General features: G+C 59.8%; 29 protein-coding genes. 15 read left to right on the forward strand and 14 right to left on the reverse strand.

The window, feature by feature from the left end; all coding sequences use genetic code 11:
- Positions 1-339: 339 nt before the first annotated feature.
- Positions 340-1,320 carry a biotin synthase BioB gene (bioB, locus tag HM1_RS07560; RefSeq protein ID WP_012282753.1) on the forward strand — a complete coding sequence of 327 codons (981 nt, stop codon included), beginning with the start codon at positions 340-342 and terminating at the stop codon, positions 1,318-1,320.
- A 157-nt stretch (positions 1,321-1,477) separates the two neighbouring features.
- Positions 1,478-1,660, forward strand: coding sequence for a hypothetical protein (locus HM1_RS07565; RefSeq protein ID WP_012282754.1), 183 nt, complete (start codon positions 1,478-1,480; stop codon positions 1,658-1,660).
- 82 nt (positions 1,661-1,742) lie between these two features.
- On the opposite strand, the gene HM1_RS07570 is transcribed toward HM1_RS07565, so the two are convergent.
- From HM1_RS07570 to HM1_RS14615, 5 genes are all read right to left on the reverse strand, one after another.
- A complete protein-coding gene (locus tag HM1_RS07570; RefSeq protein ID WP_012282755.1) occupies positions 1,743-2,555 on the reverse strand; it encodes an undecaprenyl-diphosphate phosphatase in 813 nt (270 codons plus the stop codon).
- A 76-nt stretch (positions 2,556-2,631) separates the two neighbouring features.
- The gene (gene cysK, locus HM1_RS07575; protein WP_012282756.1) at positions 2,632-3,624 is read right to left on the reverse strand and encodes a cysteine synthase A; all 993 of its coding nucleotides are present in this window, start codon (positions 3,622-3,624) and stop codon (positions 2,632-2,634) included.
- A 227-nt stretch (positions 3,625-3,851) separates the two neighbouring features.
- A complete protein-coding gene (locus HM1_RS16375; RefSeq protein WP_012282758.1) occupies positions 3,852-3,974 on the reverse strand; it encodes a hypothetical protein in 123 nt (40 codons plus the stop codon).
- 40 nt (positions 3,975-4,014) lie between these two features.
- Positions 4,015-4,137 (reverse strand): hypothetical protein, encoded by a 123-nt coding sequence (locus tag HM1_RS16380; RefSeq protein WP_012282759.1) that lies wholly within the window; start codon positions 4,135-4,137, stop codon positions 4,015-4,017.
- A 116-nt stretch (positions 4,138-4,253) separates the two neighbouring features.
- Entirely contained in the window at positions 4,254-4,946 is a 693-nt protein-coding gene (locus HM1_RS14615) for a peptidoglycan-binding domain-containing protein (RefSeq protein WP_012282760.1), read from the reverse strand.
- 329 nt (positions 4,947-5,275) lie between these two features.
- On the opposite strand from HM1_RS14615, the gene larE reads away from it, so the two are divergent.
- The 6 genes from larE to HM1_RS07610 all read left to right on the forward strand — a co-directional run bounded on the left by larE (position 5,276) and on the right by HM1_RS07610 (position 12,334).
- On the forward strand, positions 5,276-6,103 hold the full coding sequence (gene larE, locus HM1_RS07585; protein WP_012282762.1) for an ATP-dependent sacrificial sulfur transferase LarE: 828 nt from the start codon (positions 5,276-5,278) through the stop codon (positions 6,101-6,103).
- A 180-nt stretch (positions 6,104-6,283) separates the two neighbouring features.
- Positions 6,284-6,613, forward strand: coding sequence for a 4Fe-4S dicluster domain-containing protein (locus HM1_RS07590; protein WP_041313559.1), 330 nt, complete (start codon positions 6,284-6,286; stop codon positions 6,611-6,613).
- 160 nt (positions 6,614-6,773) lie between these two features.
- On the forward strand, positions 6,774-7,637 hold the full coding sequence (locus HM1_RS07595) for a DUF4367 domain-containing protein (RefSeq protein ID WP_049754078.1): 864 nt from the start codon (positions 6,774-6,776) through the stop codon (positions 7,635-7,637).
- An 89-nt stretch (positions 7,638-7,726) separates the two neighbouring features.
- Positions 7,727-8,680 (forward strand): ABC transporter ATP-binding protein, encoded by a 954-nt coding sequence (locus HM1_RS07600; protein WP_012282765.1) that lies wholly within the window; start codon positions 7,727-7,729, stop codon positions 8,678-8,680.
- A 3-nt stretch (positions 8,681-8,683) separates the two neighbouring features.
- Positions 8,684-9,544 carry an ABC transporter permease subunit gene (locus HM1_RS07605; RefSeq protein WP_012282766.1) on the forward strand — a complete coding sequence of 287 codons (861 nt, stop codon included), beginning with the start codon at positions 8,684-8,686 and terminating at the stop codon, positions 9,542-9,544.
- A 189-nt stretch (positions 9,545-9,733) separates the two neighbouring features.
- On the forward strand, positions 9,734-12,334 hold the full coding sequence (locus HM1_RS07610) for an IS1096 element passenger TnpR family protein (protein ID WP_012282767.1): 2,601 nt from the start codon (positions 9,734-9,736) through the stop codon (positions 12,332-12,334).
- Here HM1_RS07610 and HM1_RS07615 read toward each other — a convergent pair.
- The 9 genes from HM1_RS07615 to HM1_RS07655 form a co-directional block, all read right to left on the reverse strand.
- Entirely contained in the window at positions 12,284-12,673 is a 390-nt protein-coding gene (locus tag HM1_RS07615; protein ID WP_041315053.1) for a DUF350 domain-containing protein, read from the reverse strand. The genes HM1_RS07610 and HM1_RS07615 overlap by 51 nt on opposite strands.
- A 27-nt stretch (positions 12,674-12,700) precedes the next feature.
- Complete coding sequence (locus HM1_RS07620) at positions 12,701-13,933, reverse strand: glutathionylspermidine synthase family protein (protein ID WP_012282768.1); 1,233 nt, start codon at positions 13,931-13,933, stop codon at positions 12,701-12,703.
- Positions 13,934-13,945: 12 nt separating this feature from the next.
- Positions 13,946-14,365, reverse strand: coding sequence for a hypothetical protein (locus HM1_RS07625; protein ID WP_012282769.1), 420 nt, complete (start codon positions 14,363-14,365; stop codon positions 13,946-13,948).
- A 29-nt stretch (positions 14,366-14,394) separates the two neighbouring features.
- Complete coding sequence (locus HM1_RS07630) at positions 14,395-15,000, reverse strand: hypothetical protein (RefSeq protein WP_148207107.1); 606 nt, start codon at positions 14,998-15,000, stop codon at positions 14,395-14,397.
- 219 nt (positions 15,001-15,219) lie between these two features.
- Positions 15,220-15,480 carry a 30S ribosomal protein S18 gene (rpsR, locus tag HM1_RS07635; RefSeq protein WP_012282771.1) on the reverse strand — a complete coding sequence of 87 codons (261 nt, stop codon included), beginning with the start codon at positions 15,478-15,480 and terminating at the stop codon, positions 15,220-15,222.
- A gap of 52 nt (positions 15,481-15,532) precedes the next feature.
- Positions 15,533-15,823, reverse strand: coding sequence for a 30S ribosomal protein S6 (gene rpsF, locus HM1_RS07640; protein ID WP_012282772.1), 291 nt, complete (start codon positions 15,821-15,823; stop codon positions 15,533-15,535).
- A 192-nt stretch (positions 15,824-16,015) separates the two neighbouring features.
- Positions 16,016-16,225 (reverse strand): copper chaperone CopZ, encoded by a 210-nt coding sequence (gene copZ / locus HM1_RS07645; RefSeq protein ID WP_012282773.1) that lies wholly within the window; start codon positions 16,223-16,225, stop codon positions 16,016-16,018.
- Between the two features lie 340 nt (positions 16,226-16,565).
- Positions 16,566-18,806, reverse strand: coding sequence for a heavy metal translocating P-type ATPase (locus tag HM1_RS07650; RefSeq protein WP_012282774.1), 2,241 nt, complete (start codon positions 18,804-18,806; stop codon positions 16,566-16,568).
- A gap of 28 nt (positions 18,807-18,834) precedes the next feature.
- Positions 18,835-19,173 carry a metal-sensitive transcriptional regulator gene (locus tag HM1_RS07655; protein WP_012282775.1) on the reverse strand — a complete coding sequence of 113 codons (339 nt, stop codon included), beginning with the start codon at positions 19,171-19,173 and terminating at the stop codon, positions 18,835-18,837.
- Positions 19,174-19,658: 485 nt separating this feature from the next.
- On the opposite strand from HM1_RS07655, the gene HM1_RS07660 reads away from it, so the two are divergent.
- The 7 genes from HM1_RS07660 (at position 19,659) to HM1_RS07690 (ending at position 24,758) form a co-directional block, all read left to right on the forward strand.
- Positions 19,659-20,075 carry an ATP-binding protein gene (locus HM1_RS07660; protein ID WP_207643767.1) on the forward strand — a complete coding sequence of 139 codons (417 nt, stop codon included), beginning with the start codon at positions 19,659-19,661 and terminating at the stop codon, positions 20,073-20,075.
- Between the two features lie 56 nt (positions 20,076-20,131).
- A complete protein-coding gene (locus tag HM1_RS07665; protein WP_012282778.1) occupies positions 20,132-20,614 on the forward strand; it encodes a chemotaxis protein CheW in 483 nt (160 codons plus the stop codon).
- A gap of 62 nt (positions 20,615-20,676) precedes the next feature.
- Entirely contained in the window at positions 20,677-21,108 is a 432-nt protein-coding gene (gene acpS, locus HM1_RS07670; protein ID WP_202943735.1) for a holo-ACP synthase, read from the forward strand.
- On the forward strand, positions 21,096-22,643 hold the full coding sequence (locus HM1_RS07675) for a bifunctional ADP-dependent NAD(P)H-hydrate dehydratase/NAD(P)H-hydrate epimerase (RefSeq protein WP_012282780.1): 1,548 nt from the start codon (positions 21,096-21,098) through the stop codon (positions 22,641-22,643). The genes acpS and HM1_RS07675 overlap by 13 nt, the downstream gene beginning before the upstream one ends.
- 36 nt (positions 22,644-22,679) lie before the next feature.
- Entirely contained in the window at positions 22,680-23,150 is a 471-nt protein-coding gene (locus HM1_RS07680) for a CBS domain-containing protein (RefSeq protein WP_041313566.1), read from the forward strand.
- An 11-nt stretch (positions 23,151-23,161) separates the two neighbouring features.
- Positions 23,162-24,391, forward strand: a complete 1,230-nt coding sequence (gene alr, locus HM1_RS07685; RefSeq protein WP_012282782.1) for an alanine racemase — start codon at positions 23,162-23,164, stop codon at positions 24,389-24,391.
- Positions 24,392-24,488: 97 nt separating this feature from the next.
- Positions 24,489-24,758, forward strand: a complete 270-nt coding sequence (locus tag HM1_RS07690; protein ID WP_012282783.1) for a CopG family ribbon-helix-helix protein — start codon at positions 24,489-24,491, stop codon at positions 24,756-24,758.
- Positions 24,759-24,761 lie beyond the last annotated feature (3 nt).

Raw genomic sequence — 24,761 nt, forward strand, 5'->3', positions numbered from 1 at the left:
TCCTTTCTCGGAAGAAAGAAACAAGGAAACGATATTATAACGCGCAAGCAGTATCTAGATCAAGGGTAACAAGAAATGAAGCCTGACGCAAGAAGGGAAAGAGGCAGGAAGAACAAGAAAGGAATTCATTGGGGAGAGGCAGGAGTCTATCGACAAGGAACCCGATGGGGCGTATAATCATATCGTCAACCGAGTTACATAGCATTAGTTTACAATAATGCCTTCTCGACCTTTGCGAAGGGCCTCATTTGCGTCTTGCTCTAGAGAGGCGACGCGCAGCAGAGAAGGCTTAGCGAAACAGCGCTGCAAAACAGGGGAGACCGAAAGGACGATGACACCATGCAGTCGATCATCAGACAAACAGAAGCCGCCCTTTTTGCCGGTGCGGTTCTCGATCGGGAGACAGCCGGCAAGCTTGCCCGGATCGAAGGAAGCGATATTTACACGCTCATGGACGTAGCCCGCCGTGTGCGCGATCATTTCGGCGCCGGAAAGGTCGATCTCTGTTCCATCGTGAACGCCAAATCAGGCGCTTGTTCCGAAGATTGCCGTTTTTGCGCCCAGTCGGCCCACCATCAGGCCTGCGTAAAAACCTACGACCTGCTGGATCCTGATGCCATCGTCGGCCGGGCAAGGGTGATGGAGGCGGAAGGCGCCCACCGCTTTTCCCTGGTCACCAGCGGCAGGGGGATGAGCGATGCCGAATTGGAGCCGGTGCTCGCCATCTACGAGAGGCTCCGCCGGGAAACGAAGCTCAGCCTCTGCGCCTCGCTGGGAATTCTGAATGAGGCCCAACTGCGCCGGCTGGCTGAAGCGGGCGTCACCATGTACCACCACAACCTGGAGGCGTCGCGCCGCTTCTTCCCGCAGATCTGCACCACCCACAGCTATGACGAGCGGATCGCCACGATCCGGGCTGCCCAAGCTGCCGGCATGGTCGTATGCTCCGGCGGGATCTTTTCCATGGGAGAGACGATCGATGATCGCATCGACATGGCCTTTGAACTGCGGGAGCTGGGCATCCGATCAGTGCCGATCAACATCCTCAATCCCATCGCCGGGACGCCCCTGGAAGGGCAGCCGCTCATCCCTCCGCTGGAGATCCTCAAATCGATCGCCCTCTACCGCCTGATCCTGCCTTCAGCCCGCATCCGCATGGCCGGCGGACGAGAAGGGGCGCTGCGCGACCTGCAATCGCTTCCTTTCATAGCCGGCGCCGACGCCGCCCTCGTAGGCAGCTACCTGACAACGAGCGGTCGGACGGTGGCTGAGGATATCCAGATGCTTCGCGATTTAGGGTTGAATGTGAACAACCTGTGAAGAAGAAAAGGAATTCTTGCCTTTGTCTTCCTAGCTGTCGAAAGCCCCCGGTTAGCTTCCCTTGTCAGCTACCCTTGTAAGTGAGTCGTTCCCGATAGTGATAGGAAGCTCGCGGAAGGTGATACTAACCTCTGAAGACAAAGGAGGTTGGAGAGCCATGCCGCTTCGTCCCAAGTCACCAGCCGGGGATACCGGGCAAACTGCTGCAAAGGGTGATGAAAAAAGAGGGTTGCAGAATGCTCAGGGTGACCCGGAGGCTGTCGAAGAGATTCAAGAGATTGACGGCATCAGCGGACTCCAGGAGATCGACACGATACCGGAGATTTCAAAGGATGAATAGCAAAAGGGCAATAAAAAAGGGCTGGTCGCTGGGGCAGCGGCCACGCCCTTTTTCCGCCCTATGTAGCGGTGAAGCAGGTGTTTTACAGGATCACCAAGACGCCGTAGAGCAACGCCACGAGGAAGCGGTAGTAGGCGAAGGGCGCCAAACCGATCTGCTGCAGCAGCTTCAAGAACCAGACGATGGCCGCCCAGGCGACGACAAAGGAAACCACAAAGCCGAGGGCAAAAAAGGGCAGGTCGGACGCATCGAGGAGCGGGTAAGACTTCAACATGTCGTAGCCCGTGGCGACGGCCATCATCGGCACGGCGACGATGAAGGAGAACTCGGCGGCCACCGCCGGGGTCATGCCGGCCAGCATCCCGCCGGCGATGGTGGCGCCGGAGCGAGAAAAACCGGGCCAGAGAGAGAGGCACTGGATGAGGCCGACAAAGAGCGCCTGGCGGTAGTTGATCCGTTCGAGAACGTCAATGGGGCGAAGGGGACCGCGCCACCAGGCGGCAGCCAGCATGAGAAGGCCGCCTAAAACGAGGCCGATGAGGACCGTCTTATCGGAAAAGAGATAGGCCTTGATCGGCTTGTGAAAGAGGTAACCGAAGAGGCAGGCTGGCGCCATGGCGATGGCCACATGCCAGACAGTAAAGCCACGGTCATCGAAACGGATGCCGTCAGCGAAGAGGTTCAAGATCAGGTTCAAGAAACGGTCCCGGTAGAGGACGAGGACAGCCAGGATGGCGCCCAACTGGATGAAGACCTCGAAGGTGGCCGCTTTATCCCCCTCGAAGCCAAGGAGGCTGCCGACGAGGATCATGTGTCCTGTTGAGGACACGGGAATGAACTCTGTGAGGCCTTCCACGATACCGAGAATGATGGCGACAATATACAGGTTTTCCACGGCAACTCCCCCAACCTTAACATTCCTCTCCTACAATAGGGGAGCTATGGCCTAAAGTCAACGGAAAAAGGCGATTTTATCCTTCAGAAAATAGGCTCGTGCTCAAATAGCGTTCTCCCGTGTCGGGCAGGAGGACGACGATGCGCTTGCCCCGGTTTTCCGGTCGCTTGGCCGCCACGATGGCGGCGAAGGCGGCGGCGCCGGCGGAGATGCCTACGAGCAGCCCCTCTTCCCGGGCCAGGCGACGGCTGGTGGCGAGGGCGTCGGCGTCAGCGACAGGGAGGATCTCGTCAATGAGGCTGCTGTCATACACATCCGGGATGAAGCCAGCGCCGATGCCCTGGATCCCGTGGGGGCCCGGCTTGCCGCCGGAAAGGACGGGCGATCCAGCCGGCTCGACAGCGATGACCTGGAGGTTGGGATTTCGTTGTTTCAGCGTTTTGGCCGTTCCTGTGATGGTGCCGCCGGTGCCGACGCCGGCGACGAAGATGTCCACCCTGCCGTCTGTGTCCCGCCAGATCTCTTCACCGGTGGTCACCTCGTGAATGGCCGGATTGGCCGGGTTGGCAAACTGTTGGGGCATGATCGCACCGGGCGTTTCCTTTACGATCTGCTCCGCCTTTTGGACCGCGCCGCGCATCCCCTCGGCGCCGGGGGTGAGCACCAATTCGGCGCCAAAGGCCTTGAGAAGATTGCGTCGCTCGACGCTCATCGTCTCCGGCATAGTCAGAATCAGCCGGTAGCCGCGGACAGCGGCCACCATGGCCAAGGCGACGCCGGTGTTGCCGCTCGTCGGTTCGACGATGACGGCGCCAGGTCGCAGCAAGCCCCGTTCTTCGGCATCCTTGATCATGTTGAGGCCGATGCGATCCTTCACACTGCCGCCGGGGTTGAAGTACTCCAGCTTGGCGACGATCTCCGTCACAGCGCCGCCGGCAGCGACCGGTTCTTCGTCGCTGCCGACAGCCGCAGCGGCACCGCCGGCAACTGCCGAGCCGAGAATCCGGCGCAGTCGGACCATCGGCGTATTTCCAATCAAGGCGGTCACATCTTGGGCGATCCGTTCCATCGATACCACACTCCTTGCTGCAAAACCAACTATCTAAGTCGGAATATCTTATATTTACTAGACTCCATGATAGAAGCGGCGGGGAATCCTGTCAAGGAATGAGAGGATTTTCGCAAAGAAAAAATATTTGTTCAACCGGGAAAAGCCCTTGACGCTTGCCTGATAAACAGGGGAGCGCCGGACCTGTCTGGCCGGCGCTCCCCTGTATCGTTCCCTTTTACGCTTCCTTATACGTTCCCGTAACCATATCCGAAGCCGGTTCCTAGAATGGCAATGATGATGATCAGGATGGCCAGGGCAACAATGTAGTTGCCGATATGGCCATATCCGCTGCCGCATCTGGCGCCCATAGAGGTCCCTCCTCTTCTCCGTTATCAAAAGCTGATTTCCTCAGGATTCAACATAACCGTAGCCGATAATGGTCGGATAGAAAGCGCCAATCACGATCAAGGCAATGACCAGACCGGCGACGACACCGAAGCTTCCCCAGAAGCCTCTGTACCCATGAGCCATCCCTTTTCCCCCCTCATCCCATCGATGCAAGCTGCGTTCACTACACAGTATGGAATTTTTTTCTATAGGTTCCTGTTTTTCCTCCGAATCATCTGATTTACCGCTTATAGGCCCTGTTACATGAAGGTAGCCGCCTTGCGCACAGCTGACTGATGGTCAGGATCCAGTCGGTTTCCCTCGTGGGTCCGGCTGTTCAGGAAGTGGATGCAGGTTTGCCCCTGCATCTGATTCGTGGCGATCGTGTCATAGCCGTGAGGCATGCCGTTGATCGAGGCGGCGATCCGCCACCCTTTGATAGTCACAATGACAGGCTTGCGGTTCCAACTCCAGACGCCGCCGTAAATCCGCTTCATGACAGAGGTATCCCAGGCGGTGACTGGTTCCACATCGGCATGCTTGACGCCGCCGGTCCGTTTGACCCTGTAGGAAAGGCCGGTGATCGGATCGGTTACCTTGGCGGTACGGCCGACAGGCAGCAGATAGGTGCCCCTGTCAAACCAATCAAGCATCTGCGGGCGCAAGGCTTTGAAGGTTTGCGGCCCTGCCACCCCGTCTATGATCAAGTCGCGGTAGGCCTGAAACTGCTTCAGCGCATCGAAGGTAATGGCTCCAAAATAGCCGGTCGGTTCTTCGGCAAAATAGCCCATCTCTTTCAGATAACCTTGCAGTTGTTGCACATCGGCGCCGGAAACACCCCGGTAGAGTTGACGGGAGCCGAACTGAGGCGTTGCCGCAAGCGCCGTCAGCGATCCAAAGGGAAGGGTTGCAAGAGCCGCCAAAGCACTTCCTAAAAAACTACGGCGATTCATCGTTATACCTCCAAAATACTTATTGAATACATTACTACACATAATAATACAAAATCACAACGCTTTTTTGTTGCGAAAAATACTGGCAATAGCGACTGCGCAAAAAAAGCGGGGTTTTATAAAAAAGTACTTGTCCGATCACGAACAAAAACAAGGGAGGCCAGGCGGCCGGCATTGTGAGGAGGATGATAAGGTTTCCGCGCCGAATCATCATTAAGGCAAAGACGAATATTGCATTCGAGCTGGATATTCAGTAAGCCCATGACTAAAACCCTAACCTTTGCCGGTCCCGCTTCGTATCAACCGGCAGTACGGAGGCATCAAGAGAGATGACGACAACACCTGTTGCAACGACCGATGGCAAATACGCCGCGCTCCAGTCGGCCCTTCGGGAAATGGGCCATGTCCTGGTGGCCTTTTCCGGCGGTGTCGACAGCACCTTTCTACTTAAAGCGGCCCATGATGTCCTGGGCGAACGGGTGCTGGCGGTCATGGGGATTTCTCAGACGGTGCCTAAGCATCAGGTCGCCGAGGCCCGTGAACTGGCGAGCCGCATCGGCGCACCCCTGCTGACCGTCTCCACCGACGAGTTTTCTCGGGAGGCCTTCGTCAAGAACGGCCCTGACCGCTGTTTCCACTGCAAGACGGCCCTTTTCGAGACGCTCTGGCAGATCGCCGAAGACCGCCAGATCCCCTACATCCTTGACGGCAACAACGCTGATGATGTGGGCGATTATCGGCCGGGGATGATGGCGGCGAGACGGATGAATGTGCGCAGTCCCCTGTTGGAGGCAGGTTTGACGAAGGCGGAGATCCGATCCCTTTCGAAAGAACTGGGCCTTCCTACCTGGAACCAGGCGGCCTCCCCCTGTCTTTCTTCGCGCTTCCCCTACGGAACCCCCATCACGTTGGAAGGTCTGGAACGGGTGGAAAAGGCTGAACAGTATCTGAAAAGCCTTGGCTTTTATCAGGTGCGGGCGCGTTTTCATGATCGCCTGCTGCGCATTGAAGTGGAACGGGAGAGCCTCGGCCGGATCACGGACCATGCCGACGATGTCGTCCGTTATATGAAAAATCTCGGCTTCACTTATGTGACCCTTGACCTGACCGGTTATCGGACCGGCAGCCTGAATGAGGTACTGGAGAACGGGCGTTAAGGAAAGCTGAGAGCATACCGTCACTGGCGACAGCCCTAGCGCATACAGTGGAGAACAAGGCAGGACCGTTGTCAGCGGTACCTGTAGACATGGGGTGGGCGCGGCAAAATCCGGCATGGGAAGACTCCCGACGCGGCGGCCAAGCCGCTGCGTCGTTCCCCGGAAGGGTGGGTGTGATCGGTGGTTGTGTTAATCGACCGGGAACTTTGCAACGGTTGCGGAGGCGGGTACCGGTGCGCCGCCATCTGCCCGGGAAACCTGTTGACGCCGGGGGAAGACGGTAAAATTCACTATCGGGAGCCCTCTCTCTGCTGGGATTGTACGGCATGCCTCAAGGTTTGCCCTCGCGGCGCGCTGGCTTTGCGCCTGCCGAACGGAGAGGATGGGACGGACGGCGCGATTCTGAAGGCGACCATGGGAAGAGAGACCGTTCGGTGGACGATCCGTTTCTCCGATGGGCGTGTCAAGGTGCTTGAGGTGCTCAACCGGCGAGTTCCGGTGGAAACATGAACAGAATCGTCGAAAATGTCGCCGCCGCCAGCGCGCCGGCGGCGTTTTTTTTTTTGCAACAGCGCTGCATAGTCGCGGCAAAAACAGCGAAAGATTGATTTTAGAGGAAACCTTGCCAGGTAACACCTATTCTATCCAATCGATGAGGGGGGAACTGGATATGAACAGTCTTAACAGCCGCCGGAGAAAGATTCTGGTTGCCACATCGGCTGCAGCCTTGCTGGCGAGCGCCTTAACCCTTCCGCTGGTACAGCAGGCGACAGCCGATTTTCTCTCTCTATTCCGGGTGCAGCGGATGCAGACGGTGAAGATTACCCAGGAACAGTTGGACCAGATGGCTCAATCGATCCGCTCCCACGTGGGCGAGGTGGATCTCCAGCAGTTCGGTACAGTCGAGATCATTGAAAAACCGGAATTCTTGCCTGTCACCCTTGGCGAAGCCCAAAAGCGACTTCCTTTTGCCATAAAACAGCCCACCCAACTCCCCAAGGGTCTACGGCGGGCTGAGACGGTGACCCTTTTTACGGGGGGCCTCGCCGAGTTCCGTCTCCAGACGGATCAAGTGAACCGGCTGCTGGAGGGGCTCGGCGCGCAGGACCTGATCCCGCCTGATGTATCGGGGAAAGCTTTTCGCATCGCCATTCCCGCCGGGGCGCGTTTGGTCTACGAAGGGGCAGAGGGTGGACGAGCCTTTCTTCTCGATCAGTTTGCCAGCCCCGAGATGACGGTCCCACCGGGAATGAACGCCGCCGCTCTGCGGAAGTCACTGCTCAATCTGCCGATCCTGCCGGCCGACCTGCGTAGCCAGTTGGCCGCCATCGATGACTGGCAGCGGACGATGGTCGTCCCCTATGCTGAGGGGCGTATGGAAAAGGTGGACATCGGCGGAACAGAAGCGCTGTTCGCGAAAAATGTTCACAGCGGGCAAAGTTCTCTCTTCTGGGTCGACAGCGGGCTCCTCTACCGGATAGAAGGGGACCTGGACAGGGAAGGCGCGGTCCGGCTGGCCCGCTCGCTACGCTAACCGCCGCTGTCGAGAGGCGGAAAAAATCAGGTCTGAGCTGACAGGCTCGATCCGATCAGAAAGTGCGCAAAGCAAAGGGGAAGCAAGGGATGTTTGCCATAGAAACGGAGGGGCTCACCAAGACCTACGGGGGGACGGGAGGATGCCGGGAGATCTCCCTCCAGGTCCCTCGCGGCGCCCTCTTCGGTCTGCTGGGACCGAACGGTGCCGGCAAGAGCACCCTGGTCAAAATGCTCGTCAGCCTGATCCACCCCACAGAGGGGCAGGCGCGCATCCTGGGAAAGCCTCTCGGCGATGTGGAGATTCGGCGCAAGGTGGGCTATCTGCCGGAAAATTTTCGTTACCACGACTGGCTGACCGGAGCCGATCTGCTGCGTCTGCACGCCGCTCTGTACGGGTTGACGCCGGAAGAGTCGGCGCGGCGTGCGTCGGAGGTGCTCCGGCTCGTCGGGATGGAGGGATGGGCCGATCGGACTGTCGGCAGCTACAGCAAGGGGATGCAGCAGCGCATCGGCTTGGCTTGCGCCCTGTTGCCGAAGCCGGAACTGCTTTTTCTCGATGAACCCACATCGGCCCTCGATCCCCTCGGTCGCAAGGAGGTCCGGGAGCTGTTGGCGAGGCTCCGTGATGCCGGTGTGACGGTCTTCCTGAACAGTCATCTCCTGAGCGAACTGGAGACGGTCTGTGACCGGATCGCCATCATCAAGGGGGGGAGGCTCATCTACCAGGGCGACTGGAAGGAACTGGCCGCGCAGGCGAGCCGGATCCGCGCCGTCGTGGGCGGCGCCTCACCGGAGCGGCTGGCAGCGGCTGTCTCCGCCGCTGGGTTTTCCTTAGTCTCCCAGCGAAGCCTCGATGCAGAAAAGAATAGGGAGGCCTCCGGCATGGCGCTACAGGAACTCGTCTTCACCGTAGACGCCGGGCGCCTCGCTGCGCCGCCGCTTGTTCAGGCCCTTGTCGAGGCGGGGATGGCTGTCTATGAGGTGACGCCGCAGGTGGAATCTCTTGAGACGTTATTCTTGCACTTCGTCGAGGGGGCTTGAGCCATGCTGATCCTCGCCCGTCTCACCTTCCTGGAAGCCGCCCGCAAGAAGGTCTTCTTGGCGGCGCTCCTGCTTTCGCTGCTTTTCTTGCTGCTCTACGCCATCGGCCTCGATTTCGCTGCCCGGGAGTTTGAGCGATTGCAGGCATTGCGAGGGCAGCAGCCGGTGCTGCGTCAGATCGTGGGCAACCAACTGCTGGGAGCGGGTCTCTATTTCGCATCCTTTCTGCTGACCCTGCTGGCCATGCTCGCCGGCGTGGGCGCTATCGCGACTGAGGTGGAGACAGGGTTGCTTCATGCCCTTGTGTCGAAGCCCCTGACCCGCCGGGCCGTCATCGTGGGCAAATTTTGCGGTCACGCCGCCATGCTCGCCGGATTTGGCTTGTTGCTCTATGGCAGCATCCTGCTCCTGAACCGGTTCTACAACGGAAAGTCCCTTGCTCTGCTCGACGCTGGCCATGGTTTCTACGGCGCATTCCTCTTTGTCTTGCAACCTTTGGTCTTGTTGGCGGCGGCATTGCTCTTCAGCACCCTCCTGCGTCCCCTGACTGCCGGGATCGTGACGGTGCTCCTCTATGTGCTGGCGTCGGTGGGCGGCTTTTTGGAACAGATCGGGAGCATCGTTCACAAAGCCGCCCTTGTGGATATCGGCATAATTGTCAGTCTCGTCATTCCCATTGATGCGCTCTTCCGCAAACTGATGACGGTCGTGACGGTCCAGGAAGCCACCCCGGTGGTCGCCTTGGCGCAGGGGCCTTTCGGCGCCGCCTCTCCGCCGAGCGGTGCCATGGTTGTCTACGCGATGGCCTATCTGATCGCTGCCGTAGGTGTGGCTGTCCACTTTTTTGAGAAAAAGGATCTGTAAGGCAGGAATGCAAGGGGGCACCGCGAATAGGATAGCGTATAAAAGAACAATCTGCCTCTTTCGGGGGCCTTTCGGCACGCTCTGGGACTTCGGAGAAAGATTGACACAACAGAATTTCAGAAACCTTGTTCTGGGTCCCCCCTTTTTACGGGGGCATTTTTATTGGCGAGAAAGAAGGGTCATCGACCAATGAGCCAGTCGAACATCCTTTTCTTGAACCGGAAGAGAGAACCCCAAGAAGGGAATACCGGGCAAACCTTTATCGGCGCTTATGCGCAGAGAGAGATTCGCTGGTTCCATTCGGCGTTCCGTTTTCGCGCCGCCTGGCAAGGTCGGGGCAAGTCGTTGACGGTTTGCCTGGGACAATTGAGTTTTAATCCTGCTGACGCCTCTTTCCTGATCTGGCAGGAGATGAGCCGGCAGGAGTGGCAGTGGGAAAGCGGAGTCAATCATGAGGTTCCCGTCAGCCGCGATGAACTGGGGCAGGCTGTCCAGTCGCTGATCCGGCATTGGCAGGCCATCGATGGCAGCAGAGACAACCTCACCGTCGTCGGTGAGCAGTGGCCGGAACTGGGCAGGTTGATCGGCAGCTTGCAGCCGCTGCCGGCGCTTTCGGCGGAACAGAGCCGCAGGCTGCTGCACAAGCTTCGCCCCCGCGGCATGTCGCAAGAGGATACGATCTTCACCTGGCTCCATGCCTGGCAAAACTACGATTATGAGTTAGAAGGGGCGCTTCGAGGTCCCCTCGGCCCTCCGGACGGGCTCCCTTGGTGGCGGGCACTGGAAGCACGTCTCCTAGAGGCCGATCTTCCCGTGAGCGAGCCCCTGGCGCCTTGGCACATCCATGCCCGCATGCGCCGGCGGATGGCACAGCGGAAAGATTCGGATAAGGGGCGCCGGTCCGATCTCCAAGGAGGCAGTGGGGCGGTCGATTTTTTGGCGGAGGATCTGCTGAATGTTGCGTTGATCTCGCCTTGGAAATCGGAGCATGTTCACCTTAGCCGATTGTCGGAAAGGGCGCCGCGTCCCGGCCATGGGGAAGGGACGTGCCGGTACAGCGTCCGTTGGCTCAAGAGCTCTGTCATCGAGAAACCGCTGATCCTGGACATTCTCGGTCATCCCTGTGTGGAATCGCAACTGGAAATTACCCTTTATCAGGTCGGCATGCACTGGTGGGTCCAGACGGTCTGGGCATCGGAACCGCACAGCTTGACAATGGCCGAGAAGCTGAGGCGCTTGCGTGAGCCCTTTTGGTATCGGGTCTATGACGTAAGGCGTAACCTGCTCCGGGTGACCGGCTATCTGGACGGCAGTGACGAGCTTTTCACTCCCCTTTTGCGGGTCAATGACTACTGGGAAGAGCGGCCTTCTCATTGGAAGAGCCTGCTCGATGAAGGGCAGGATCGCCGTTGCAGTTTCTTCCTGATCGGAGGGGAACTGGTCATCCTGGGCAAGGATGAAAGCCGCATGCACCTGTGGGAGCGGCGCCTCTTCAACCGAGCATCACCGCCTACGGAGCAGGGGCAGCTGCCCCTATGGCTGTATCCGGCTTTTTCAGAACGTCTGCGCAGTGTCGATGGCCATTCTTTTGATGATTGGCGCCGGGGATTGGTCAAGGCGATGTCGGTATTGAACCCGGAGATCCTTGGCTTGCCGGAGGAATGGCGACAGGCACTCCAGGATCCGCCGGCGCCGGAGGTTTACTGGTCCCAGGTACTGCGCGCCTGGAGCGAGTGGCTCGATGGCGGGGAACGGACCGATCTGGCCCAGGCCATCGTCCTGTTGGGCAACCGGATGGGCGCCTCTCCCGAACTGCTGTTGCGCCCGAATTCGCTCGCCCGGGGCTTGCTGCTCGAATACCTGGCCATGGCCTTGCCGTCCGATCGCCACCCGCCCGGCCTGCGCCACGAACCCGATCTGCTCCACCCTCGCCTGGCTGAGGTGCTTCGGAATTGGCGAGATCAACCCTTTGGACTGTACAAGGTTCTCGAGTGGCGAGCGGAAAGCTGCTGCCGCCTTCGGGATTTGTTGCGCGATCAGGAACAGGAACTCCCTTTGCATAGCTACTTCGAGCCCCCCGAGGCGGGACGGTCTTTCTTCGCCCGTCTGCTTCCGCTGGGAGACCGTTGCTGCCTGCTCGGCTGTCTGGAGGTGGACGATCGGTTTGTCAAACCGTTGCGGGAGCACTTTGACCGGCGGCGAAAAGAGCGGGAACTGTCGTGGGATGCCTATCTTGCCGATGCGGGTTGGAGAGCATTGGGAGAGGTGGCTCGCCTATTAGGCAGGTTGTTGGCAATCGCCGCGGCAGGAAGGGCCGGCGATCCTGTTGCCGGTGCCATTTCGTACAGTGCCGGCAGCTCGATCTACCGCTTCCGTGTAAAACAAAAAGGAGCGCCGGGCCTCTCGCGCGACGTGGAGGTCGCCGGGGAACAGACGCTGCACCAGTTGCACGAGATCATCCAGCAAGCTTTTGACTGGAAGGATGATCGCCGCTACGCTTTTTATCTCAACAACCGGCTTTTTGATAAAGCGGCCGAGTTTGGCGGACCGCGCACCGGTTCTGCCGCCCAGGCGAATAAGGCCCAGTTGATCCGGTTGAATCTCCGGTCCAGGCAGAAGTTCGCCTATCTCTTCGACTTTGACAACGAACATATCTTTGAAATCCGGGTGCGGGACATCGTCCCGCCAGAGCCGGGTGTTCTGTACCCTCGGGTGGTCGAGAAAAAGCGGCCTTTCGTCTTAGCTGATGCAGGCGTTGATGATCAAGCCGAGGGTGATGAAGATGCCTGATTGGATCCAGGCGACGGCCCTGTTGCCTTTTTGCAGTTCTTCTCTGGTGGCCAGATTGGGCGTCAGCCAGTCGAAGAGGAGGTAGGAGAAGATCATCAGCGCAACGCCGAAAGAACCCCAGATGGCTGTCTCCGACAGGGTGTCGTTGTGGGAGATGGCTGACCAGAGGATCAAGGCGAGGCCGACCAGTTTAGAAGACAGGGTGAGGCCGACGGCCCCGTTGCCTTTTTGGATCTCCTCGGCGTCATTGTAAGGGGTGACCCGGAAGAAGACCCAAACGGCGGCCAACAGGATCGAGGCCGAGACGGCGAAATACAGCAGGGCGTTGTAAAAATTCACCGGAACCAATGCAATCGCTCCCTTCTGTCAGTTTCCCTCAATCAGGGTGGGCGCCCAGCAGACGTCCCGGGGCCCCGCGATCAAGGGGCTGAAACGGGTGTAATACCCGATCAATTCATCTTTGGCGCAGAAGGCGCCGATCGTCGGCAAGAGGCGCCGCTCCCGGAACCTGCCGTTGCGCATCGTCGGAAAGGGGACGGCGATGGCGTCCACCCGTTCCTGGTAGATCACGTCATCTCGTGTCACATCGTGAAGGGAAAGGGACTCGCAGTAAAGAATGCCGAGGCCCTCTCGGTTGTGCATAGGTTTGATCAAGGCAGGCCGGCCGAGCAGGGGATCGGGATCGAGGGCCGTGTACGGGATATAACGCTCGACGGTTTGACGGAGGGGCGCCGCCAGTTGGGGCGCGATCAGCCAGAGCAGGGCGAAGAGCGCCTTGGAGTGCTGGATCAGGGTGGAGGGCGGGTTGATCAGCCTAACCCGTCCCTGAGCGAGGCAGTCGACGAACTGAGGGCCGCCGGGATCGCGGGCATACCACTCGACGGAATAGAAGGACTGCAACAGGTCTACCGGTGCCCCGCCCAGGCACAGTTGACCGGCGTGATTCACCGATAGGGCCTGTACATCGCCGATCAGGACAGGGCAGGGGTAGTCGGCCAGTTCCCGGATCAGGGTCAGGATGGCTAGTTCTTCCGGATCGGCGCAAAAGCCGACGATGGCGACTACTGACGCACTCGTTCCACCTTGGCGGCGGAAGGAATCGCGCAGCCCCTCGCCCAGACGGTCGGCGATATCCCGATTGGGGTCTGCTAGATCGGGATGAAACAGGCGGGCCAGTTCAGGCTGCAACCGGCAGGCCTCCATCTGACCAAAAGGTGTTTCGCTGTTGAATTCGAGCAACTTGGGTCCAGCCGTCGTCAGATACCAGTCGAAACGCCCGAGGGCGGTCAGGTAAGGGAGAGGGCGGCGCAAGCACTGGGGCTTTAGGATATCGGGGATCCCGAGCGCGTCGAGGGCTTCGGGATGGCTGTCGAGGAAGAGGGCAACGGCATGGAACAGTTCCGTCACTCGCCTTTGCGCCTCGCAGATAGCCGCAGCTTCTTCTGCCGTCAGGACGAAGGCGTGCAGATTGAGAAAGTGCTGTCCCTGGGCGTCAAAAGCCCAGGAAAAGGCGAAGTTCTTTTCAAAGCCATCGGCCACAGCTTCCCAGCAGTCCAAATAAGCCTCGCGGTCTTCCAACAAAACGGGGGAGATGCGCAAGATTCCCCCCCCCTAAAAGAGCAGGGCGCCCTGGTACTCAGGTTTGCGGAACTCGAAGTGAGCCTCTTCCTGGGGCGATGGGGGATGGTAGAGGCAGAGATAAGACAACCCCAGGGCACAAAGACCTTCAGCCAATGTGATGGCCATATCGCCGTCAACGAGCACCCGGCGTTGCAAGAGCCACTTGGTCAGGGCCGCTTCCACCGTCGGGGCCAAAGGCTCTTTGGGCACATACTGGCCCACTGATTCGGGGATTTGCACCAGCCAGTGTTCTTGGCGCTCGCCCGCCTGCGGGTAGTAGGTGAGGAGGTAATGGCGCTGCTGCTCTTCTAGGCGGATGAGCACCTCTTCTACGACTTCGGCGGAGAGGGGCGCTGTTTTGTTCAAGGAGAGGGATACCATGGCTTGATCCACATCCGTGATGAGTTGCATGGGGGATCCTCCTTTTGATATCGTCAATATCAGCCGCCGCTCGAGGAGGAGCCGGACCGGGCGCCGGAGGAGGATGAACCGAAGCTGGCAGAGGAACCGGAAGATCCGAAGGAACTGCCGGAACCGCCGTTCGACTTTCGGGTTACCGTGCCGACGCCGCTCGATGTCGTCGGCTTGGAGGCGCTGGTTGCCGGCTTTACGTAACCGGGGTTGGCTGTCCATGAAGGGGGGTGTTTAGACCCCGTATAAGGCACATAGGTCCCATTATCTTTACGGACGATGGTGTTTCCCGCCATGGGACCGTTAAAACTGCGATAGGGGTAGTAATGGCCGCCGCTGTAGACGAATAGATCATTGTCGTCGACATCTTCCGCTTCTTCGTAGAAAGCCTCTTGAGCGGCACTGACTTGCCCATCGTCAGGCGGAGGCGGGGGATCGTCCGAACATCCCGCCGTTGCCAGGGTCATACCCAGTACGGATGCGAGGGCGACTGTCTTGCGCCAAGGGATCCGTCGGACCGAGCCGTCCGCGAGAAGGGGTTCCAACGGTTTGCCTGGTGAGTCGGAAACAGATGGGATCTCTTCCCGTGAAGGCCCTTCAGGCGGGGCGGAACCGGGCGCGAACAGTGGTTGCAAAGAGGATCACTCCTTTCCGGGAGCGGGAGTTCCGGGGTAGGCGAGAAAGTTTTCCCACATCATATTCGGCCGCTTTCGGGAATGGGTCACTGCGCCGAGCGTCATGGGCAAGGGAAAAATTCGACATTCAGGATAAAAAACCTACAAAAAAACCTACAAAAGGATGAAGCCGGAGCGATCCTTATTTTTCAGATCTCTCCGGCTTCAAAAAAACAGCTTCTATTCGTTCACGGTAAACGGCAGCAGGGCCACATGGCGGGCACGCTTGATGGCGTTGGTCAACTGGCGCTGGTGCTTGGCGCAGCAACCGGACACCCGGCGGGGAAGAATCTTGCCCCGTTCGGTGATATACTTGCGCAGTTTGCCCACTTCTTTGTAGTCGACCGTTTCGATCTTGTCGACGCAGAAGAAGCAGATGCGACGGCGGGGACGGCGTCCCTTGCGGCTTCTGCGTTCAGGCTTATCGCCTCTGTCTTGCATGGTTCAAACCTCCTTTTCCCTCTGGAAGGATAGATGATTCGGCGGGCAGGCGTTACTGTTCGTCTTTGCGGACGACCAGGAAGCGGATGATGTCATCCGAGATCTTCATGACGCGCTCCAGCTCTTGGGCGACAGCAGGTTCGCCCTTGAAGTTCAGGAGGAAGTAGAAAGCCTCTTTGAACTTCTTGACTTCGTACTGGAGGCGGCGTTTCCCCCACTTGTCCACCTTGACAACCTCGCCACCTTGTTGAGGAACAAGGTTGACGAACTTGTCGATGACCCCTTGCAGGGCCTCCTCTTCCAGGTTGGGGCGAACCAGCACTACAGCTTCGTATTCGCGCACAATCGGCACCTCCCTTCGGACATATGGCCCCGTCTCATGAACGGAGCAGGGAGTGGCGTGAAGCCACACAACTAAAGAATTTATCACACTTTGCAGAAATGCGCAAGGGAAAAAGCCAAAAAGTCTCCGGCTTCATCGGAGATTGTCAAAAAGCAACCCCGCCGGCGCGCCGGCGGGGAAGAGGAGGAGAGATCAGGAGACTACATCATACCCGGCGTCGTCGATGGCGGTCTTAATCGCCTCGATCCCGGTCTCCGTTCCGTCAAAGCGGACCGCAACCTCCTTGGCCGCCAGATCAACGGCGACTGAAGCCACACCAGGCAAGCCTTTCAGCGCCTTCTCCACCGCCGCCTTGCAGTGCCCGCAGGACATGCCTTCCACCTTCAACGTTACATCCGTCATGAGAAACCCTCCTTAAAGTTTTTATTACTGCCGGCCAGTGAGGCCGGAAGGTAGCAAGGTAACCGTATTCGGGCCAAGAAAGTTGTCGTCTTTAGTCTCGCCGTATTACCGAAAAGTGTCTGGGGGAAGCCGGGCCGTGAGCGGTTTGCGTGGAGCGGCGAAGAGCGAGCGCAGCCGGTGAAGCGTCCGGCGCGCCATCGACATGCAGACTAGCCCGAGAGCTTTGGCGCGCCAGCGGAACCGGCCAGTGAGCCGCCGCGGAACGCTTAGCGAACGGCCCGGCTTCCCCCTGCACTATTCAACGATTTCGCAGAGATTTAGCGGTCGGTTTTTATTGGTTTCAGAGGCGCTCAGGACGGTACGGCTCAACCCGCCGCAACCGCAACGCATTCATCACCACCGAGACGGAACTGAACGCCATCGCCCCCCCGGCGATGACGGGACTCAAAAACCCCGCTGCCGCCACAGGGATGCCGAGGCTGTTGTAGATCAGCGCCCAGAACAGATTCTGGCGGATATTGGCCATGGTGGCGCGGCTGAGGCGGATGGCCGCCGCGATGGCCCGCAGGTCGCCCGACATGAGGGTGATGTCAGCCGCCGCCATAGCCACATCAGCGCCGGTGCCGATGGCCATGCCCACATCGGCCATGGCCAGGGCGGGCGCGTCGTTGATGCCGTCGCCGACCATGGCCACCACATGGCCTTCCTCTTTGCGCTTTTGCACCTCCCGGGCCTTGTCTTCCGGGAGCACCTCGGCGATGACATGGTCGACGCCCGTCTTTTGGGCGATCGACTCGGCGGTGCGGCGGTTGTCGCCGGTGATCATCCAGACCTGGATCCCCATGGCCTTCAGCTCGGCGATGGCCTGGGCCGATGACTCCTTGACCGTGTCCGCCACGGCGATGGCGGCGATCACCTGGCCGTCCAAGGCGAGCAGCATGGCCGTCTTGCCCTCCTTTTCCAGTCTTTCCAGGAGCGGCTCATGCTCCCGGTAGGAAAGACCCTGTTCTGCCATCAGGCGGCGCGTGCCTAACAACGCTTGCCGCCCGTCGACGGTGGCGATGACGCCATGGCCGGGGATGGCCTGGAAGCGTTCCGGATCTTTTATGGGGGAACCCGATTCGGCAGCCTTTTTGACGATCGCCTCGGCCAGGGGATGCTCTGAAGGTTTTTCCACCTGTCCGGCGATGGTCAGCAGTTCCGCTTCCCGGCCTGCCCAGTCGCCAAGGCCGATGAGATCGGTCAACTCGGGCTTGCCTTTCGTGATCGTCCCCGTCTTATCGAGGATGACAGCCGTGACCTTGTGGGCATTTTCCAAGTGCTCGCCGCCCTTAAAGAGGATGCCTTTTTCAGCGCCCTTGCCGGTGCCCACCATGATTGACGTCGGCGTCGCCAGGCCGAGGGCGCAGGGGCAGGCGATGACCAGTACGGCCGTAAAGTTCAGCAAGGCCCGAGTGAAGTTTTCCGGCGCAACGGCAAAATACCAGACAAAGAAGGTGATGACAGCCAGGGAGACGACGACGGGGACGAAGTAACCGGAGATGGTGTCGGCCAGCCGCTGAATGGGCGCCTTGGAGCCCTGGGCCTCCTCGACGACGCTGATGATCTGGGCCAAGGCGGTGTCGCGGCCCACTTTGGTAGCCCGGAACTTGAAGCTGCCTTGCTTGTTGAGGGTGGCGCCGATGACGGTGTCACCGGGCTGCTTGTCGACAGGTAGGCTCTCGCCGGTCAGCATGGACTCATCGACGGCGGAGGCGCCCTCTTCGACGACGCCGTCGACAGGGATTTTTTCGCCGGGGCGGACGACGACCAGATCGCCGGCGAGCACCGCTTCCACAGGGATGTCCAACTCACGGCCGCCTCGGATGACACGGGCCCTTTTGGCCTTAAGACCCATCAGTTTTTTGATCGCCTCGGAGGTGCGGCCCTTGGCCACGGCTTCGAGGGTCTTGCCGAGCAGGATCAGCGTGATCAAGATGGAACTAGTCTCGTAATAGACATGATCGGTGTGGTGGGCGGCAGGGCTGAAAAAGGTGACATAGACGCTGTAGAAGTAGGCAGCCGATGTGCCCAGGGCGACGAGCACGTCCATGTTGGCGCTACCGTTTTTCAGCGCCTTCCAGGCGCCTCTGTAGAAGGACCAACCGGCGCCGAACTGGACCGGCGTCGCCAGGAGAAACTGGGTCTGCTTGGCGAGCAGCCAGACGGGGAGGGGAAGTCCGGTCATTTCGCCGATCATCACAAGCAGCAGGGGCAGCGATAGGGCCGCCGACGCCCCGAAGAGGAGCCATTGGCGGCGCAACTGTTCCTGCTCGCTGTCGGCGCTTACGACCGCTTCGGCCAGGCGGGCCTGAAAGCCGAGCGCGACAACGGCCTCGATCAGATCGCCCGCTTTCACTTCACCGCTGTAGAATTCGACGACGGCTTTTTCCGTCGTCAGATTGACAGAGGCAGTGATCACGCCGGGAAGGCGGTTCAGTTTCCGTTCGATGCGGTTGGCGCAGGCGGCGCAGGTCATCCCGGACACAAGCAGGGTCACTTTGGCGACTGCGGCGTTGTCACCGCCGGAACCGTCCGTCATGGACAATCCTTCCTTCCGTTGGCATTCGTTATTTCATGAAGCGATCCAGCACATCGATCAGTTCGGCCACCATCTCGTCACCGCGGTTCTCCTTGATGGCGGAGGTCACACAGCTTCGGGTGTGGTTTTCCAAGATGGAAAGACCGACCTTTTGCAGGCCCGCCCGGGCGGCGCTGATCTGGAAGAGGATATCGACGCAGTAGCGTTCGTCTTCGATCATCTTGGTGATCCCGCGAACCTGCCCTTCGAGCCGGCGCATGCGGTTGATCAAGTCTTGCCGGTTTCGCGCCGGCAGTGGCGGACTGTTTGCCCCATCGATGAGAGCGGAGGATTCTCCGGAGGTCTCTCTGTTGTCGCCGGTTTTCATCGGCAGCCTCCCTTCATTACGATACCCCCGGTAGGGTATTTGATCAAAATGTATCTCATGACCGAAAGGCTGTCAACAAGTATTTCTGATTTCGACAGGGATTACACAGAGGCAAAAGGAATCTGGCCCCTTGTGGCGAAATAAAAAAAGCAGATCAAGAAATGCGCCAGCGGGAACGCCGTCGGGCTGATCGAGATTCAGTTCGAATCCGGGGAAGCGGAGCGTTGCAGGCATCGCAGGATGAGAAGTGGGCCTCTTTGCTCTGTCGATGCGCTGATGGAGGACATTCGACCTGACGACTCGAATAGGTGTATTGGCTCGAAGCGGTGTACTGAAAAAGGGGAATCGGAACCGGGGCGACAAGGATGCATGATGAGGAAGCCATGCTGTTTTGTTGATGCCGATTGGGGCGAGGTGCTCGACGCGCCGGTGCCCGGAGGGGGCTCCGGAAGTGACATGAATCGCCTGAAGGAAGGGAGAACTTGGTGGCGGCGATAGAACTTATACGATTCGCCAGTTCTCTGGCCCATGTGGAAGCAGCGGTTGAGCGGGTGATCGGCGAAGTGAGCACCCTCCCTTGGGAGGCGTTGGATCTAGACTTCATCAAGCTGGCCCTGATCGAAGCGCTCGTGAATGCAGTGGTCCATGGGAACCGGGAAAATCCGGAAAAAGAGGTGACCCTCCGCTATGCGGTGGGAGAGGATCATTTTTGGGTGGAGATCTCTGATCAAGGCGACGGGTTCGATCCCCGAAAGGCGGCCTCTGATCCGCTCAGTGAAGCCTTTGATCCGCTCAGTGAGACGGGGAGGGGGTTGCTGCTCATCCGGGCCGCCATGGATGAAGTGCCCTTCAATGAAAAGGGCAATACGATCCGGCTTGCAAAATACCTTCGCAGGGAATAACCTGCGGCGATACATTGAACGAGAGGCCTGCGCGGAGGCAGGCAGTGAAGGGAGGAATGGCTATGAGCCAGATCAAAGGCGATTCGGGTGAGATCCAATTGGTCGTCTTCCGGCTTGGCGCGGAGGAATACGGGGTGCCCATCACGCAGGTGCAGGAGATCAACCGCCTGTTGACGCCGACCAAGATCCCGCAGGCGCCTTCCTTTGTCGAGGGGATCATCAACCTGCGGGGCAAGATCATCCCGATCATCGATCTGAAAAAACGTTTCGGCCTCGTCCAGGAAGAACATACGGCGAATACGCGGATCATCGTCGTCAATGTGGAACGCCATACGGTGGGCATCATCGTCGACGCCGTCACGGAGGTGCTGCGGATGCCTCAGAGCGCCATTGAACCGCCGCCGCCGATGATCAGCACCATCTCTTCGGACTACTTAACAGGCGTCGGTAAGGTAGACGAACGCCTGCTCATCTTGTTGGATCTCGACAAAATTTTAACGGAGCGGGAAAAGGCCGAACTGCAAGCCCGACCGTTGTAAAAATCGCCAAAACCCTGTATGTCAAGCAGGGTTTTGGCATTTATTCTCAGGATATACTATTTTTGAACAACTGTGAGGCGACGATTTCTGTGGATTCCATGGCTGTGGGCTGTGACATCGTAGAGATTTCACGCATCCGCGAGGCGGCGCAGCGGCATCCGCGTTTTTTGCGGCGTGTCTTTTCACCGGCTGAGATCGCCGAGTGCGAGAGCCGACCCAACCCCTGGCAGTCTTTTGCCGCTCGCTTTGCCGCCAAAGAGGCGGTGATCAAGGCGTTGCCGGCAGGCTGCTCGCCGGCCTTGACGGAGATGGAGGTGCTGCGCGATCCTGCGGGAAAACCGCAGCTCTTCTTCACCGGCGCTGCCGCAGGTCTTGTGGAGAAGTCAGGCTGGAACGGCTGGTCTGTGAGCCTGTCCCATGACCGAGACCATGCCATCGCCACTGTGATCGCCTGGCGGACAAAGCGGGAGGAGGCGATGCGATGCGACTTGTAACGGCGGAGGAGATGCGGCGTTTCGACGCACGGGCTACAGACGAGTTCGGCATCCCTTCGCTGCTTCTGATGGAAAATGCCGGTATTCAGGTTGCCCGTGAGGTCTCCCGCCAATTCCCCGGCGGCATCCGGGGGAAACGGGTGTTGCTCCTCTGCGGCAAGGGCAACAACGGCGGAGACGGTTTTGTGTCCGCTCGGCACCTGGTCAACAGCGGCGCCGAGGTGAAACTCTTTTTGCTGGCTTCTGAGCGGGAGGTGCGCGGCGACGCGCTGACCAATCTGACCATCTATCAGCGCATGGGCGGGAAGGTCTATGCCCTCATGGATCCCAAGGACCTGAACGCGTTGCGGATGGCGATCCTGTCAACCGATCTGGTGGTGGACGCCGTCTACGGCACCGGTTTTACCGGCTCGACACCGGAGCTGGCGAGCCGCGCCTTTGAGATAATCAATGAGGCGGGATTGCCTGTCGTGGCTGTCGATCTCCCTTCCGGGCTCGAAGCCGATACCGGAAAAATCCCTTCTGCTTGCTTGCGCGCAACCGTCACGGTCACCTTGGGGCTGCCGAAATTCGGCTTGGCGGTGGAGCCGGGCGCATCGGCAGCCGGCGAGATCGTTGTGGCTGACATCTCCCTGCCGCGGGAGATGATCGAGAGCACCCATATCCCTCGGGCGCTTTTGACGGAGGAGCTCTGTCGGAGTTGGCTTCGGCGGCGGCCGGCGACGGCCCACAAGGGGGATTTCGGCCATTTGCTGATCGCCGGCGGCCAGGCAGGGATGGCTGGTGCCGTCGTGCTGGCGGCGCTGGGTGCGTTGCGGGCGGGTGTTGGTCTGCTGACGGTGGCCGTCCCGCAAACGATCCTCCCCCTTGTCGCCCCGCAGGTTCCGGAAGCGATGACCTGGTCTTTGCCGGATCAAGCAGGCGGTTTGACGGGGCAGTCTTTGCAGGAGCGTGATCGAAGCGCCTTTACGGCCACTGTCGTCGGGCCGGGGCTGGGACGGGCGGCGGAACGGGCCGATTTCCTCCTCGCTTGCCTGGAAGGCGCCGTCGGACCGGTCGTCATCGACGCCGATGGCCTCAACGCCCTGGCAGACAACATCGACCTGTTGGCAGCGGCGAAAGGGCCCGTCATCTTGACGCCTCACCCCGGTGAGATGGCCCGTTTGGCCGGATGCGACACAGTGGCGGTCCAGTCGGATCGGGCCGGTGTGGCGACGCGCTATGCCCGGGAGTGGGGTTGTATCATCGTTCTAAAGGGTGCCCGCACCCTGGTGGTCACACCGGACGGGCAGGTCTATGTCAATCCGACGGGGAACCCGGGGATGGCCGCCGGTGGCAGCGGCGATGTCCTCGCCGGGATCATCGGCGCCCTGGCCGCCCAGGGGTTTGCCGCCGAGCGAGCGGCGGCGTTGGGCGTATATATCCATGGGCTGGCCGGCGATTGTTCGGCCCGGCGGCTCGGCCAGCGCGCCATGAGCGCCGGCGATATCGCCGGCAGTCTGGCCGAGGCTTGGCTGCAACTGGAGCTGGCCTGACAAAGGGATGCAGCGGAAGAGAAAGGCGGGTGCCTGATGAGTTCGAAAGATTTGACGGCCTCCGAGATCATGAGCCGGGAGGTCTACACGGTCTACCCCGATACCCCTGTGGCTGACGTGGTCAAACTGATGATCGAGAAGCGGATCAGCGGTGTGCCTGTCATTTCCCGTCAGGGCGACGTTATCGGGATCATTTCCGAAGGGGATCTGTTGTTCAAGGATAAAGACCTCCGCTACCCCAGCTTCATCTCCCTCTTGGGCGGCATGATCTACCTGGAAAGCCCCAAGCGCTTTGCAGAGGAATTCCGCAAGTCTATCGCCTTGAGGGCTGAAGAGATCATGACGGGCGACGTGATCACCGTCGAGGAGGAGGCCCGAGTCTCGGAGATGGCCGGCTTGATGACAGAGCAGCAGGTCAACCGCCTGCCGGTGCTTCGGAACGGCAAACTGGTCGGGATCGTCACCCGCGCTGACATCCTTCGGGCGCTCGTCACCGACTTTGAGTGAGGGGCGATGGAATGGACACTGCGCTGGAAAGCGAAATCGGCGAAAATAACCTCCCCAGCGCCGTGGACTCTCAGGCAAAAGGATTCACGGCGGCTGCCGGCGCTTACCCTGCCGATGGGCGACCCGCCTGGGCGGAGATCCGCCTCAGCGCCTTTGCCCACAACCTGCAGGTCTTGCGCCGGGCGACACAACCGCAGGCTCGCTTGATGGCGGTGATCAAAGCCGACGGCTACGGTCACGGCGCCGTCGCGCTGGCTTGGGAAGCCGTCCGTCAGGGCGTAGACTGCTTTGTCGTGGCCTTGCTGGATGAGGCGCTGAAACTGCGAGACGCCGGGATCACAACGCCCATCCTGATCCTGGGGTACACCCCGCCGGCAGCCTGTTACCGCGTCGTCGCTGAAGACCTCAGCCAGGCCGTCTACTGTCGGACGGTGGCGGAAGCCCTTTCGGCGGCGGCCCTGCGGCTGGGTCGGACGGCGCGGATCCACTTGAAGGTCGAGACGGGCATGGGCCGCGTCGGTTTTCAGGGTGATGAAGGTGTGCGGGAGATGCTGGCCATCGCCCGGCTGCCGGGGATCGCCGTCGAAGGCGTCTTCAGCCACTTCGCCACAGCCGATGAGCCCGACAAGTCCTTCGCCCGGGAGCAGTTGGAGCGGTTTTTGACGATCACCGGGCGGTTACAACAGGCCGGTCTCGATATCCCGATGCGGCATATGGCCAACTCGGCGGCCATCTTGGATCTCCCCGAGTCCCACCTGGAAGGGGTGCGTCCGGGAATCGCCCTCTACGGCTCATCGCCCTTCGATGGGGTCAGGTGGGACGGGGCCTTTTTGGTGCCGGTGATGACCCTCAAGGCCCGCATCATCTTTATCAAGGAGGTCGCCGCCGGGACGCCGATCAGTTACGGTTGTACATACCGCTGTCCCCGGCGGACGCGCATCGCCACGATCCCCCTCGGCTACGCCGACGGGATCCGCCGCACCCTGTCGGGCCGCATCGGTGCCTATAAAGGAGAGCGCTATTTTCCCCAGGTCGGTCGGATCTGCATGGACCAGTTCATGATCGACATCGGCGACGCCGAACTGGCCGAGGGGGACGAGGTCACCCTCTTCGGGCGCTGGCAGGAAGGTGGCACCTGGCGAACGGCGCCTGTCGAGGACTGGGCGCGGGCGGATGGGACGATCTCCTACGAGATCCTGAGCGGCATCTCGCCGCGGGTGCCTCGTCACTATGTGCCATAAATTGGATGAACAGGGGTGCTATGTTACCCTTGCGTACTTTGGGGCACAATGACTATAATGGAGTACGAAGGCGGATTATCCCTGGGAGGTGCACTGTGTGCCCGAGTTGAAACGCATTCAGGTTACCTTGCCGGAATCATTGTTGGACGAACTGGATCGGGTATTGATGGCCGAGAAGATGAACCGCAGCCAACTCATTCGGGAAGCGGTGAACTTATACATGAGCGAGCACAAGCGCAAGGTCTTGCGCGATCAGATGCGCCGGGGCTATGCCGAAATGGCCCGCATCAACCTGGAACTTGCGCTGGAAGGCTTTGTCGCCGAGGTAGATGTGGAGCGCCTGTACGAGGCGAGGTTGGCCAGGTAGCCC

It is taken from the genome of Heliomicrobium modesticaldum Ice1, assembly GCF_000019165.1.
Taxonomy (GTDB): Bacteria; Bacillota; Desulfitobacteriia; order Heliobacteriales; family Heliobacteriaceae; genus Heliomicrobium; species Heliomicrobium modesticaldum.